This is a genomic window from Microbulbifer sp. ARAS458-1 (assembly GCF_045348205.1).
GTDB lineage: Bacteria > Pseudomonadota > Gammaproteobacteria > Pseudomonadales > Cellvibrionaceae > Microbulbifer.
Map to the genome: position 1 here is coordinate 3,749,543 of NZ_CP155838.1, position 11,955 is coordinate 3,761,497.

General features: G+C 57.8%; 8 protein-coding genes. 4 read left to right on the plus strand and 4 right to left on the minus strand.

Annotated features, from left to right (window positions below; all coding sequences use genetic code 11):
- Nucleotides 1-157 precede the first annotated feature (157 nt).
- From pntB to AAFH99_RS15665, 4 genes are all read right to left on the minus strand, one after another.
- Complete coding sequence (gene pntB, locus AAFH99_RS15650; protein WP_043319039.1) at nucleotides 158-1,555, minus strand: Re/Si-specific NAD(P)(+) transhydrogenase subunit beta; 1,398 nt, start codon at nucleotides 1,553-1,555, stop codon at nucleotides 158-160.
- A 12-nt stretch (nucleotides 1,556-1,567) separates the two neighbouring features.
- Complete coding sequence (locus tag AAFH99_RS15655; RefSeq protein WP_406828204.1) at nucleotides 1,568-3,109, minus strand: Re/Si-specific NAD(P)(+) transhydrogenase subunit alpha; 1,542 nt, start codon at nucleotides 3,107-3,109, stop codon at nucleotides 1,568-1,570.
- Nucleotides 3,110-3,781: 672 nt separating this feature from the next.
- Nucleotides 3,782-4,648: a molybdate ABC transporter substrate-binding protein gene (modA, locus tag AAFH99_RS15660; RefSeq protein WP_406828205.1), complete on the minus strand. Its 867-nt coding sequence runs from the start codon at nucleotides 4,646-4,648 to the stop codon at nucleotides 3,782-3,784.
- Nucleotides 4,649-4,734: 86 nt separating this feature from the next.
- Complete coding sequence (locus tag AAFH99_RS15665; protein ID WP_406828206.1) at nucleotides 4,735-5,403, minus strand: molybdenum cofactor guanylyltransferase; 669 nt, start codon at nucleotides 5,401-5,403, stop codon at nucleotides 4,735-4,737.
- Between the two features lie 651 nt (nucleotides 5,404-6,054).
- Here AAFH99_RS15665 and AAFH99_RS15670 point away from each other — a divergent pair.
- The 4 genes from AAFH99_RS15670 (at nucleotide 6,055) to AAFH99_RS15685 (ending at nucleotide 11,705) form a co-directional block, all read left to right on the plus strand.
- Entirely contained in the window at nucleotides 6,055-6,657 is a 603-nt protein-coding gene (locus tag AAFH99_RS15670) for an ANTAR domain-containing response regulator (protein ID WP_406828207.1), read from the plus strand.
- A 90-nt stretch (nucleotides 6,658-6,747) separates the two neighbouring features.
- On the plus strand, nucleotides 6,748-7,836 hold the full coding sequence (locus tag AAFH99_RS15675) for a CmpA/NrtA family ABC transporter substrate-binding protein (protein WP_406828208.1): 1,089 nt from the start codon (nucleotides 6,748-6,750) through the stop codon (nucleotides 7,834-7,836).
- A gap of 403 nt (nucleotides 7,837-8,239) precedes the next feature.
- Complete coding sequence (locus tag AAFH99_RS15680) at nucleotides 8,240-9,706, plus strand: NarK family nitrate/nitrite MFS transporter (protein ID WP_406828209.1); 1,467 nt, start codon at nucleotides 8,240-8,242, stop codon at nucleotides 9,704-9,706.
- A gap of 172 nt (nucleotides 9,707-9,878) precedes the next feature.
- Nucleotides 9,879-11,705: a protein kinase domain-containing protein gene (locus tag AAFH99_RS15685; RefSeq protein ID WP_406828210.1), complete on the plus strand. Its 1,827-nt coding sequence runs from the start codon at nucleotides 9,879-9,881 to the stop codon at nucleotides 11,703-11,705.
- Nucleotides 11,706-11,955: the final 250 nt, after the last annotated feature.

The following is an 11,955-nucleotide window of genomic DNA, read 5'->3' on the forward strand; positions in this document are numbered from 1 at the left end:
ACTTGATTGACCCGTAGATTACCACCGGTCTGACCACCGAGAGAACCCCGCGCCACGCCCTCCCCTGCGGCGGTGATCCACCACAAAGTCGGGACGAAAAAAAACGGCCCTCCTCGCGGGGGCCGTTTTTTGATCAGAGACAGTACTGAATGATGGATCAGGCCGGATTCAGCTTACCCAGTACTGACTGCAGACTCTCTTTCGCATCGCCGAACAGCATGCGCGAGTTGTCCTTGAAGAACAGCGGGTTGGAGACACCGGCATAGCCGGAGGCCATGGAGCGCTTCAGCACCACCACTTTGCCGGCCTTCCACACTTCCAGTACCGGCATGCCCGCGATGGGGGAACCGGGCTTTTCAACGGCATCCGGGTTAACGGTATCGTTGGCACCGATCACCAGCACCAGGTCGGTTTCCGGGAAGTCGTCGTTGATCTCTTCCATCTCCAGCACGATGTCGTAGGGCACGTTGGCTTCCGCCAGCAGAACATTCATGTGTCCGGGCAGGCGGCCCGCTACCGGGTGGATGCCGAAGCGTACGGTTTTGCCGGCCTTGCGCAGCTTGTCGGTGAGGTCACTCACCGCCTGCTGAGCGTGGGCGACCGCCATACCGAAGCCCGGTACGATCACGATGTTCTTGGCCGCTTTCAGGTCGTCCGCCAGCTCGTCGTGGGTAGTCGCTACCGCTTCACCCTCTTCCTCGCCATCGGCGCTGGCCACGGTGCCGTCGGAACCGAAACCACCCAGGATTACGCTGATAAAGGAACGGTTCATACCGCGACACATGATGTAGCTGAGGATGGCACCGGAGGAGCCCACCAGAGCGCCGATTACGATCAGCAAGTCGTTACTCAGCATGAAACCGGTGGCCGCGGCGGCCCAGCCGGAGTAGCTGTTCAGCATGGAGATCACCACCGGCATATCCGCACCGCCGATGGCGGCGATCAGGTGGATACCCAGCAGCAGGGCGATACCGGTCATCACCAGCAGATTGATGATGGTGGCATTGCTAACGTCAGCCGGGATGAACTGGGCACCCAGTACCACACAGATGGCCAGGGCAATCAGGTTCAGCCAGTGGCGCGCCGGCAACATCAGCGGCTTACCGGAGATCAGGCCCTGCAGCTTGCCGAAGGCAACGATGGAGCCGGTCAGGGTGATGGCACCGATAAACACACCGATATAGATCTCGGAGTTGTGCACGATGTGCGCCGCACCTTCGAGATTGATGCGCGGGTCCAGGTAACCGCCCCAGCCGATCAGTACCGCGGCCAGGCCCACAAAGCTGTGCAGCAGGGCTACCAGCTGTGGCATTGCGGTCATCTCGACCTTGCGCGCCAGGTGAATACCGATCACTGCGCCCACGCCCATGGCGATGCCAACAGGCAGGTAAGCGCCGGAGGTGATACCGGCGACGGTGGCGATAATGGCAACCGCCATACCCACCATGCCGTAGTAGTTACCGCGTCTTGCAGTCTCGTGAGTGGACAGTCCGCCGAGGCTCAGGATGAACATCACCGCGGAGAACAGATACGCCATAGAAATTACACTATTCATGTCTGTCTCTCCTTATCGACGGAACATTTTCAGCATGCGGTGGGTTACGAAGAAGCCACCGAAGATGTTGATACTGGCAAACAGTACCGCGATAAATGCCATTACGGTCACCAGGAAGGAACCGGTGGCGCCCACCTGCAACAGGGCACCGATGATCACGATGCCGGAGATGGCGTTGGTCACACTCATCAGCGGGGTGTGCAGGGCGTGGGATACGTTCCAGATCACCTGCCAGCCGATAAAGATGGACAGCACAAACACGGTAAAGTGGGCCACGAAGTCCGCCGGTGCGGATTTACCCAGGGCCAGCAACAGCAGGCCGGCCACAGCCCAGAAGGCCACCAGGGACAGCGGGGAGGATTTCTTCTCCGGCTTCGGCTCCACTTCAATCTGCGGCTCCGGCTTTTTCTGCGGAGGCGCGGCAGAGATTTTTGGCGCGGGCGGCGGCCAGGTGATTTCGCCCTCCTTCACCACGGTGGCACCGCGAACCGCTTCGTCTTCAAAGTCGATGACGATCTCGCCGTTTTTCTCCGGCGTCATGTCGGTCAGCAGGTGACACAGGTTGGTGGCGTACAGGGTGGAGGACTGGGTGGCCGCGCGGCTCGCCAGGTTGGTGTAACCGAGGATGGTCACGCCGCTCTTGACGACTTTTTTGTCCGCTTCGGTAAAGTCACAGTTGCCGCCCATTTCCGCCGCCAGGTCCACAACCACGGAACCTTCGGCCATGGTTTCCACCATGTCCGCCAGCCACAGCTTCGGCGCCGGTTTGCCGGGGATCAGTGCGGTAGTGATGACGATGTCCACCTCCTTGGCCTGTTCGCGGAACAGGGCCATTTCGGCCTCGATAAACTCCTTGGACATCTGCTTGGCGTAACCGCCGGTGCCGGAGCCGTCTTCCTCGATTTCCACGGTGAGGAATTCCGCCCCCATGGACTCTACTTGCTCGCGCACTTCCGGGCGGGTATCAAAGGCGCGCACGATGGCGCCCATGCTCTTGGCGGTACCAATGGCGGACAGACCCGCAACACCGGCGCCGATCACCAGTACCTTGGCGGGCGGAATCTTACCGGCGGCAGTGATCTGACCGGTAAAGAAGCGTCCGAACTCGTGGGCCGCCTCGATCACCGCACGGTAACCGGCGATGTTGGCCATGGAGCTCAGTGCATCCATTTTCTGTGCGCGGGAAATACGAGGAATGGACTCCACCGCCAGCGCGTTGATGTTCTTGTTCGCGAACTTCTTCAGCAGCGCCTCGTTCTGCGCCGGCTTAAGGAAGGCCACCAGGGTGGCGCCGCTGGGGATCAGGTCCAGTTCGGCGTCGGTGGGCTGCTGTACTTTCAGTACGATGCCCGCCTGGCTCAGGCACTCAGCGGCGTTCGCACACAGCTTGGCACCGGCCTGTTCGTATTCGGCATCCGGAAAGCTGGCTGCTTCACCGGCCCCCTGTTCGATCACAACGTCAAAGCCCAGCGACTGCAAACGCTTTACGCTGGCTGGCGTTGCCGCGACCCGCGACTCTCCAGGCGCGGTCTCCTTTGGTATGGCAATAATCACCGTTTGTGCTCCCGTTAAATATTTCGTTGTTATAAAACTCTTCGTTACAAATGGCTGCAAAGAGTCGACCCGGTTAACCGGGTCATTTATGTACCGCTGACATTTAATCCTGAACTTCCCGGTCCGTCATCAGGCATATCTGATTTTGGCGTGAAAGCGGTCCTGCCCGGGAAAAAAGTTTTCCCGGAAAAATTAAATCCGTTTCGGTAGGACGATGAATTAAAGGGAATAAATTCAGGTAACGGAAATAGAGGATTCTTATTACTCGTTTAGTGGAAATTTATCAGAAATAAGGGAAATTGATTAAAAATCAGCAGATTACGTTACAAATGAAACAAAAATCGAGAGAAACCGCCTGACTATTGTGCATTTAGGCTAAATGATGACACAGGGAAACTATATAAGCTGCTGCGCGAAAAAAAACGCCAAACCACATTTTATCAATTCGCATAAGGGAATATTTGGTTAACTATTCCAAAGGGTTTTTATTAATTCGAAAGCGCCATCTGCAAATAATAACGCTTTGATATGGGAATAATTCACCAATGGAATAGGTATCATATAAAACCAATTATCGGCATCGGGATTTGCCATATTCGTAGGCGGGAAATAAATGGGAATAACCGCAACTATTTCCTGTGAAACCAAAATATCCCGTCTATTTGCAGAATATTATTCTGCGGCACGAAAACCCAGTTCGGGCAGTTTTCGCTGCACGGCATCGGAGCGTAGATATTGCAGCAGACGGATCGCCAGCGTGCGCTGGCGGGTACCCCGCAGGATCACCATCTGCAATTCGATCGGTGGGTGGAACTGCTCCGGAATCCGCATATATTGGCCGCGGCGCCCGGATGCCAGCGCCTGGCTGTAGGGAATCACCCCCAGATCGCCCTCCCCCTGGTGCAACATGATCTGCGCATGGCCGGAATGACCCGCATACACCACCCGGTTCTTGACCCTGGGCCAGAGGCGCAGCTTCTTGAGCATCTTCACTGCCGCATCCCCATCCGGGGCCAGCTGAGGGTCCGCCACCACCAGCTTGTGCTTGCCGCGCCCCAGCAACAGAATCAGTTGTCGAGGCGTCAACATCGCACCGCTCTTTGTCAGCTGCATGGAAAGCTGGGAAAAACCGGAGGACTTACTTTTGGATACTACAGGGTTGGCCCACACCGCCAGCTGCCCGCGCGCAAACGCCTGACGACTGGCGGGCACCGTAAGTCCGGCCTTTTCCAGCAGTACCGGGCGGGCGCTGTCCGCGGACAGCATCAGGTCAAAAGCAGGGTCCGCGCTATCCGCGCGGATCTGGCTGTAAAGCAGACCACTGGCACCCGCAGTGATCTGCAGACGGCACCGGCAGTGAGATTCAAACTGGGGACGAAGGGCTTCCAGGGCGGGCTGAAAACTCGCATCCACCGCCACCCTCAACTCGCGGCGGGAGTGATCTCCGCAACTCATCAGCGACACTGACAGCAGGGTAACCACCAACAGCGTAAACACACGCCGCTGGGCCAGAAGGTATCGGCTCGATTGTCCCGTCATCCGAAATCAAAACCTCTGTTCGAATAGCGAAGGTTTACCCCACCCGGGTCTCTGGCCGGGTTGCAGGCCGAGTTCAACGGCCCAAGTCAATCACCCCGGAATCGCTGATAGTCTTCCGGCCGGTTCAGATTCAGATGCCAGTCGCCCTCCGGGGTGGGCAATTGCATACAGCCAATGAACCCGAATAGTGCCCGCATCGAGGCAATCGCATTGCCCGCAGCGGCGGCGTCCAGGTAATTGCGGCAACGCTGCCCCAGGGGCAACCAGCACGGCAGATAGTGGTTGCCGTAACAGACGGCCTGCTCCACGGACTGCCCTGCCACACACAACCGTTGCAGCAGGCCCGGGGTCAACAGCGGCATATCCACAGGTGCCACCAGCAGCGCATCACAGGGACGGTCACTCTGCTGCAGGTGCCGGTAAACTGCCTGTAGCCCGCCGAGGGGCCCCGCCGCGTCGACCTGATCGGGAATTCCGCCAGGTCGGCGTCCACTGACCAGGGTCGGCATCCATTGTATGCCGTCAATTTCGCGCATCTGCGCAAACTGGCTCTTCGCCTGTTCGAGTAGAGTCCGTCCATTGGATAATTTTAGCAGCGCTTTGTCCTGCCCCATGCGGCTGGACAGACCTCCGGCGAGTACCACCGGGCACACATGCAGCGTCGCACCGCGACCTCTGGCCGGGGCGTTAAGACTAACGGCGCCAGTATTGAAAGCGCCCCCGCGGGGCGGACTGGGGTTGTGGGGAGGGGTCATCGAATACAGCTTCCCAGAATCATTCTTCCTTCAAGGCAATCCGAAAAAGAAACCATACAGCAAAAGTAGCTTCGCATATTCCACAGCAGACGCCATTAGCCCCAAAGAGCCAATTCACCCGCCACCCTCTATCCAGTCGTCGACATCGCAGCAAACCCGGCCAGGTGACGCCCCTGCACCAATTTGCCGCCCACAACTTGTCACCCGCACCAACTGAAGGCACTGATACCAGGTATTTACCCAACCCCATCAGCGCTTGCTCATCCCGTTCGCATGCGGCTTTGTGCGGGCCTGCTCCGTTTGCCAAAGTTGGTACGAGTTTTGATTGTCTAATCACCACAGGCAAAGAAGCCCGGCAGCACCGTGTGTGCGGCCGGGCTTTTTTATTTCTGTCTGCCGACAGGCGCAGGCCCGCAAGGCAGCGCCATTGGCAGCTAAGTCCTTGCTTCTGGCACCAAGATTGCAACGACTCAGCATAAACTCTAAAGCAGCGACACCCGGCGCAGATACGACAAAGTACTCGGCCGCAAGTGATCCATGCGATAACAAAAATACCGGCCTGCCTGCCAAGCACGCACCCGGACTACTGGCGCCTCAGTAGTCACACTGATGGCGCCTGGCAGCAGTTCGAACATAAGTTTTGACGAAGCGATGACCACCACTCCAGTATCTGCCCCAATAAGCATTCTGCTGGTCGATGACCAGACAGAACGCGCTGCCATGGTGGCTGAACAGCTCACCGCTGCTGGCTACAACCTGCTGGCACAGCTTTCCAGTGCCGAGGGCCTTCTTTTCCAGGTGGAGAAACACCGGCCGGACATTGTCCTGATTGACATCGAGTCTCCGGACCGGGATATCCTCGAGAGCCTGTCGGTCATCAATCAACACAACCCCACTCCGGTCGCCATGTTTTCCGCTCGCGGCGGCGCCGAATTTATTACCAGCGCGGTCGAGGCCGGCGTCAGTGCCTATATGGCCGAAGGCCTGTCCGCCGAGCGTGTGGCCCCCGCCATCGAAATCGCCATGGCCCAGTTCCGCAGCTACCAGCACCTGCGCGAGTCTCTGCAGCGCACCCAGCAACAGCTCGACGAACGCAAAATTATTGAACGGGCAAAAGGCCTGCTGATGGCGCGCAAAAACATCAGCGAGCAGGCAGCCCACCAGACGCTGCGCACCCTGGCCATGAACAGCAACTCCACCATGCGCAACGTGGCTGAACAGATCGTCGCTCACCTGCAATCATCTGCGCGTTGAGCCCGGCCTGACACGCCTCAAAAACACACCCGGGGCGAACCAGCGCAAGAATACAAACAAGTTACCGAACGTATTATCGAGAGAATCAACGTGAGCAGCCTGCAAGCCGAAAAGCCGAACCTGAAACTTCTCTACCTGCGCCTCACCGACAGCGCACCGCTGATCATTGCCCGTGAACTGGGCCTGTTCGAACGCTACGGGCTCAAAGTGGAACTGCAGCGTGAAACATCCTGGGCGACCCTGCGCGACAAACTGATAGGTGGGGCGGCCGACGCCGCAGCCATGCTGGCCCCGATGCCATTGACTCTGAAGCAGACACTGCCCCACTGTGAGGAAGAACTGCTCAGCGGACTGATTCTGAGCTGCAACGGCAACGCAATTACCCTGTCAAAATCCCTGTACGACCAGTTGAGCCCGGCAACCCATGATGCGGCGGGTAATGGCGCGGCACTGCAACGGTTTATTTCCTCGCGCGCGGAAGGTGAAGCTCCCCTCACCTTCGCCAGTGTCTACCCGTTTGCCAGCCACACCCTGCAATTGCGCTATTGGCTCAACAGTGCCGGTATCAATCCGGACACCGATGTGCGCCTGCTGGTATTGCCACCGGAGCAAATGGTCGATCACCTGCGCCGCGGCGATATCGATGGATTCTGCGTGGGCGAGCCCTGGAATACCTTGGCAGTCCAGGAGAACATCGGCGTTATCGCCACCCCGAATAATGCCTTGATGCCCGCCATGCCGGAAAAGGTGCTGGCCGTTACCCGCAGCTGGCACGAAGCCAATCCGGCGACCCACATGGCGTTGCGCGCAGCACTGCTGGAGGCCTGTGGCTGGCTGAGCGATCGCAACCAGCGCCGCGATGCGGTCGGTATTCTGGCGCGTCCCGAGAACCTGGATTTACCGGAAGCAACCATTGCCGCCTCTCTGAACGACCAGCTTCTGAGTTTGCACGGCAAAGAGCCGGTGCAGAACACCGGATGGCACCTGTTCGCCCATCCGCAATCGGAGCACGGGCGCCCCACCGAGCAAAAAGCCAGGGAGCTTGTGGCACTGTGCAATGACATTGCGCCGGTAGATACGAATACTTCACAGCTTTTCTGCACGGACCTGTACCAGCAGACCCTGGATTTTCTGCGCCTCCAGCAGCTCGGCTCATCCAAGAAGGCAGGTACCGTCTAGCAAGCGATGTCGCCTGCGGCGCATTGCGGTGCACCGCAAGCACAAAAGCTCCCCAAAACGGGGCGAATTCAACCTTGTTATGAGTGCCTCTTCAGAGACACCCGCCCGGAATCGCACCACCAATGTACGCATGCACAATAACCGACCACAAGTGGCACAGATATTGAATGCAGTAATTCAGCAAGTAGCGGTTTTGCAGCCCTCTGAAGGGACAAACCGCAACTACTGAAACACCATGAATATTGTCAGCCCGGTTTTTATCCCGGGTTGCACAGAGATACAGGACATCGAAGTCCACCGGCGGCAGCCAGGTTGCCCCGTGGGCTTTTTTTATGCCCGCAATTTGGGACGGTTGCCGAGAGCAAGCAGGCTGATCCAGAACACAAACTGACGGGATAGAATTATGTCCAGCGATTCCATAAATCTGTTTTCCTTTAAAGGAAAAATCCGGGTGCTGCACCTGACCTGGATAGCATTCTTTATTACTTTCTTTGCCTGGTTTAACCACGCACCACTGTTAATGGCGATTGCGGACAGCCTGTCGCTGACCTCAGAACAGGTAAAGACACTGCTGATACTGAACGTGGCACTGACCATTCCCGCGCGGGTCATTATCGGGATGCTCACCGATAAATACGGCCCGCGCCTGACCTATTCCCTGTTGCTGGCCATTGGCAGTATCCCCTGTTTTATCTTTGCGCTGGCGGACAGCTTTACCGCGGCGGCTATCGGCCGTTTTCTGCTGGGCTTTATCGGCGCCGGGTTCGTGATTGGTATCCGCATGGTTTCCGAGTGGTTCCCCGCAAAGCAGCTGGGTACCGCGGAAGGTATTTACGGTGGCTGGGGTAACTTTGGTTCTGCCGCCGGTGCCATGAGCCTGCCGACCATCGCACTGCTGTTCGGTGGCGACGACGGCTGGCGCTATGCCATCGGTATTACCGGTGTGATTGCACTGGTTTACAGTGTGATTTATTACCGCTCGGTAACCGACACCCCGAAAGGCGGCACTTATTTCAAGCCGAAGAAAATCGGCGGCATGGAAGTGTCCAGCCCGTCGGACTTTGTACTGCTGTTGATCATGAAGGTGCCCATGTACGCGGCGCTGGCGCTGCTGACCTGGAAGCTGTCGCCGGCGGGCGTGGGCATGCTGGCAATGCCGGTGGCGATCGTCATTTATGTATCCCTGGTGGCGCTGTACGTGTTTGATGCGAAGAAGTGTTACGACATCAACAAAGAGATTTTCGTGAAGCTACCGGAGCCTATTCACCGCTACAAGTTCAAGCAGGTTGCGGTGCTGAATATTCTGTACTTTGCGACCTTCGGTTCCGAGCTTGCGGTGATTTCCATGCTGCCGCTGTTTTTCTCGGAGACCTTTACTCTGGATCCGGTGAAGGCGGGTCTGCTGGCTTCGGCCTACGCGTTTATGAACCTGATGTCGCGTCCGGCGGGTGGTTTGATCAGTGACCGGTTCGGGCGCAAGAGTACGCTGCTGATTCTGACCGCGGGTCTGGCGCTGGGTTATCTGACCATGAGCATGATCGACAGCGAGTGGCCTTTATACTTGGCGGTGGCTGCGGCGATGGCATGTTCTTTCTTCGTGCAATCCGGTGAGGGTGCGGTGTTTGCTGTGGTGCCGCTGATCAAGCGCCGCCTGACCGGGCAGATTGCAGGGATGACCGGAGCTTACGGTAATGTGGGCGCGGTGTTCTATCTGACGGTGCTGAGTATGGTTTCTTACCAGACATTCTTCCTGGTCATTGCGGGTACAGCGGTGCTTGGCTTTGTGACGCTGCTGTTCCTGGAGGAGCCGGAAGGTCAGATGGCGGAAGTCATGCCGGATGGTAGTGTTTCTCTGATCGACGTAGCTTGATTCCGAGCTTTTTGGTGCTCCGGAACGAACCCGGGGCGCCGGGCACTGGTAAGCCTTTGCAGGACACGCCGTAAACCCATCCATGGGGGCTCTGCAAAAACATCCTGTTTTTGATTAAACGGCAGGATTGCCGTTTAAGACGCCGAAGGCGCCCGGAGGGTGAGGGCCATGGATGGCCCGAATCAACGTCTCGGAACCCTTTATCGGTGCAGTGCTTCACATCCAATTACTTACTATTACCGACACTAATTTGAACACCACCTGCGAAACCATCACTGTGCCCGATTCAGACCAGCAGGCGTCCAATTCCGAGAACCTGGAATTTGCCACGGCTACGGAGTGTGGACAGCGTACCTATAACGATGACGCGGTGGCCGTCTACCGTGCGACCGGGAGTGACCTGCGATATCGCGGTTCCCTGGCAGCGATTGCGGATGGGGTGGGCAGTGCGGAGGCTGGTGGTGCGGCGGCGCGGGCGGCGGTGAGCGGGTTTATTTCCGACTATTACAGCACGCCGGATTCCTGGTCGGTGAAGCAGGCCGCGGCGCGGGTTCTGCATGCGCTGAACAGCTGGCTGTACCGACAGAGCGGTGGTGCGGATGAGGTGCAGCGCGGTTGGCTGACGACCTTCTCTGCGGTGGTGATCAAAGGCGCTACGGCGCACCTGATTCATATCGGGGATTCGCGGATCTATCGACTGAGAGACGGCAAGCTCGAATGCCTGACACAGGACCACAGCCGCACACTGGGCCCGGGGCGGACGTTTTTAAGCCGGGCACTGGGGATGGACGCACATATCGAGGTGGACTACCGGCAGGAGCCTTTGGAAGCCGGTGATCTGTTTTGCGTGACCACCGATGGCATTCACGACTTTCTGCCCACCAGGCAGTTCACCCGATTGCTCACACAGCACCAGTTGAAGGCGGCGCAGCCGTTGATGGCGGCGGCGCTGGAAAACGGGAGCCAGGACAATCTGAGCTTGGCCCTGTGCCGGGTGAATGTAGTGGAGTCACCGGAGGCGGACGATGTGATGCTGGCGACAAGCCAGCTACCCTTCCCGCCTCCGCTGCAGCCGGGCAACAAGATCGACGGTTACGAGGTGCTGCAGGAACTGCACGCGAGTAGTCGCAGCTATCTATATCTTGTACGGGATATGGAGTCGGATGAGCTGCGCGCTTTGAAGGCACCGTCGGAAAACTTCAGTGACGATCCGGCCTACATTGAACGGTTTATCGCAGAGGAGTGGACCGGGCGCAGGCTGGAGCATCCGGCCATTGTGAAGGTGTTTCCGCCGCGCAAGGAGCGTCAGTTTCTTTACCACGTTATGGAGTATGTGGACGGACAGAATCTGCGTCAGTGGATGCAGTTGAATCCGGAACCACCGCTGGATCAGGTGCGCAATCTGGTGCAGCAGCTGGTGAGCGCCCTGCGCCGCCTGCAGCGACTGGAAATCGTGCACGGGGATCTGAAGCCGGAAAATATCATGGTGGATTCCAGCGGTCGCCTGAAACTGATCGACCTGGGGGGCGCCAATGCGGCGGGGCTGCAAGAGCTGTTGCGCTATCAGGATAGTGCACCACCGGGCAGCAAGAACTACTGCGCGCCGGAATACTTTTTCGGCGATGCGGCCAGTCACCGTTCAGATATTTTCTCTCTAGGGGTCATCGCCTATGAAATGCTTACTGGTTGCTATCCCTATAAAGAGCGCTTCGGCAGCAACCACTATCAGTTAAAGAACTACGCCAGTCTGCGCTACCGCAGTGCACGACGGCAGCGGCAAGAAATACCAGACTGGATTGACGGTGCCCTGCGCCGAGCCTGTGCACCGGACCCGAAAAACCGCTACCCGGCTCTGTCGGAATTTGTGCACGACCTCAGTACACCGAACAAGAAGTTCGATAACGCGGAAAAACCGCCGCTGATGGAACGCAACCCGCTACTGTTCTGGCAGACGGTAGCGGTACTGGCGATTCTGTCTCACCTGTTGTACTTCCTGTAACCTGCCCTCCTTTGAAGCAAGTCTGGCAGAGGCGCACCAAGTTGACGCGCGCCGCCATGCGAAATCGCCATTAAACCGTACAAAACCTGTGGTTTCCCCAACCTTCTGCCGCTCGTAAAAGTTGGCATAGAGATTGAATATCTTTAGTCACAATCCGACATTCTTTTAGCAAGGCAACGGCGCCTGACACTCTTCGACAGAAGAGGGGACGCCCGTGCAGCCGCAAGCTAACCAGGCCCTCCCCTAACGC

What these genes read in the sequence shown, in the direction of transcription:
- AAFH99_RS15680 (WP_406828209.1), top strand. Translation starts at nt 8,240, where the DNA reads ATGTCCAGCGATTCCATAAATCTGTTTTCCTTTAAAGGAAAAATCCGG.
- pntB (WP_043319039.1), bottom strand. Translation starts at nt 1,555, where the DNA reads ATGAATAGTGTAATTTCTATGGCGTATCTGTTCTCCGCGGTGATGTTC.
- AAFH99_RS15685 (WP_406828210.1), top strand. Translation starts at nt 9,879, where the DNA reads ATGGCCCGAATCAACGTCTCGGAACCCTTTATCGGTGCAGTGCTTCAC.
- AAFH99_RS15670 (WP_406828207.1), top strand. Translation starts at nt 6,055, where the DNA reads ATGACCACCACTCCAGTATCTGCCCCAATAAGCATTCTGCTGGTCGAT.
- modA (WP_406828205.1), bottom strand. Translation starts at nt 4,648, where the DNA reads ATGACGGGACAATCGAGCCGATACCTTCTGGCCCAGCGGCGTGTGTTT.
- AAFH99_RS15665 (WP_406828206.1), bottom strand. Translation starts at nt 5,403, where the DNA reads ATGACCCCTCCCCACAACCCCAGTCCGCCCCGCGGGGGCGCTTTCAAT.